The organism is Curtobacterium flaccumfaciens (genome assembly GCF_051548005.1).
In the GTDB taxonomy this organism is placed as follows: Bacteria; Actinomycetota; Actinomycetes; order Actinomycetales; family Microbacteriaceae; genus Curtobacterium.
In genome coordinates this window covers 1-1,758 of the sequence record NZ_JBPUGH010000256.1, presented here as the reverse complement: position 1 = coordinate 1,758, position 1,758 = coordinate 1, and the positions used below count along the sequence as shown (strand labels likewise).

Sequence of the window (1,758 nt, the reverse complement as noted above, 5' to 3'; positions counted from 1 at the left end):
ACGCCAGCCACGGGCCTCCCGCGCCGACGGCGCCAGCCGCCCGCTCCCGGCGCCGACGAAGGCGACGCCGGAAACCCGCTCGCGGCGCCGACGATGACGGCCCGCCACGCGCCTTCCGAGCCAGTCGGCAGGCTCGCGTCCGCCCGGGGGTCCGCGTCAGGACGCCGCGGCTGACTCGTCCAGGTCGGAACCGGCAGATCGACCGGTCGGATCGGCGGACTCGTCGGCCAACCGCGCGATGCGCCGCCGGGCAGCGGTCTCGGTGTCCGGCCGCCCACCGAGGACCCCGGTCATCCCGTCGATGACGAGCCCCGCGGCCCGACGCGACGGGAACTCGAGCGGCCCCACGGTCGGCACCCGCAGCTCGAGCATCTCGCGGTGCCGCGGGTCGAGCGTCGACACCGCCCCCGCGAAGAGGGCGCGGTAGCCCGGACGCAGCAGCCGAGCCAGCGGCGGGTCCTTGATGAACCGGACGACCTCGTGCGTCCGCGCCGTCGCGACGAGCTCGCCCCGCTCGAGGTAGCCGTCCATCTGCGCACGGAGCTCGGCCTCGGACTCCGGCGCGTCCGTCACGCCCATCAGGTGCCCGGCGGTCGCCCACTCACGCACGTAGGCGTCGGGCCCGCCCGGGATCGGCTCACCCCACGTCTGCGCGCTGCGGAGGAAGGCGTCCGTGAACGCGAGGTGCACCCAGCGCGCGAGGTCCGGGTCGTTGGCAGCGTAGGGGCGGGTCACCCCGTGACCGTCGACGTACTCGCCCCGGACCTTCTCGTGCAGGCGGACGACCCAGGCACTCGCGTGCTCCGCCGCGGCTCGGTCGCCGTGCGAGACGGTGTAGATCCACCGGATGGTGCCCGCGAGCCGTCCGAACGGGTCCTCACGGTAGCGGGAGTGGTCGACGACCCCGGCGAGCGCTCCCGGGTGGAGCGCCTGGACGAGCAGGGCGCGGACGCCGGCGAGCACGGTCTGACGGCCGCCGTGGACGCTCCACGTCGCTGAGCCCGGGCCGAAGTACCCGGCGTCGGAGCCCTGCTCGAGGGCGTCGATCCACTCGGGACGGCCGGGAGAGCCGCCGGTGAAGGTGTCGTCGAGTCGGGAGCGGAAGGCGTTCGAGAGCGAGGCCATGCCCCCATGTTCCGTCCGACCCCTGACAGTGCGCCGAGGCCGCCCGCTAGGTTGGACGGCGTGAGCATCGACACGCCTCGTCCCTGGCTTGCCTCGTACGCCCCGGGGGTCCCGCACGACATCGACGAGCCGACGGGTTCCCTGTACGACCTGGTCGAGGAGTCCGCACGGCGGTTCCCGAAGCGCGTCGCCCTCGAGTTCTTCGGCCGGACGACGACGTACGCGGAGCTCGAGGAGCAGGTGCTCCGTGCGGCCAACGGCCTCCGCAAGGTCGGGGTCAGGGCGGGCGACCGGGTGGCGATCGTCCTGCCGAACTGCCCGCAGCACGTCGTCGCGTTCTACGCGGTGCTCCGGCTCGGCGCGATCGTCGTCGAGCACAATCCGCTGTACACCCCGCGCGAGCTGCGCCACCAGTTCGAGGACCACGGCGCGAAGGTCGCGATCGTCTGGGACAAGTCCGTCGCCACCGTGCAGGACTTCCCGGCGGACGTCGCACTCGACACGGTCGTCTCGGTCGACCTCACCCGGGCGATGCCGCGCAGCACGCGGCTGGCGTTGTCCCTCCCGGTCGCGAAGGCCCGTGAGAGCCGCGCGAAGCTCACCACGAAGGTCCGTGGCACCACGCCGTGGGAC

At 73.7% G+C, this 1,758-nt stretch carries 2 protein-coding genes; one reads left to right on the top strand and one right to left on the bottom strand.

Going from position 1 to position 1,758, the window contains the following annotated elements; translation table 11 throughout:
* Positions 1-156: 156 nt before the first annotated feature.
* Positions 157-1,125: an oxygenase MpaB family protein gene (locus ACSW7Y_RS17115; RefSeq protein WP_438127423.1), complete on the bottom strand. Its 969-nt coding sequence runs from the start codon at positions 1,123-1,125 to the stop codon at positions 157-159.
* 60 nt (positions 1,126-1,185) lie between these two features.
* Between ACSW7Y_RS17115 and ACSW7Y_RS17110 the strand changes: the two genes are divergently transcribed.
* The coding region (locus ACSW7Y_RS17110; protein ID WP_438127422.1) for an AMP-binding protein at positions 1,186-1,758 on the top strand (573 nt) is incomplete at its 3' end.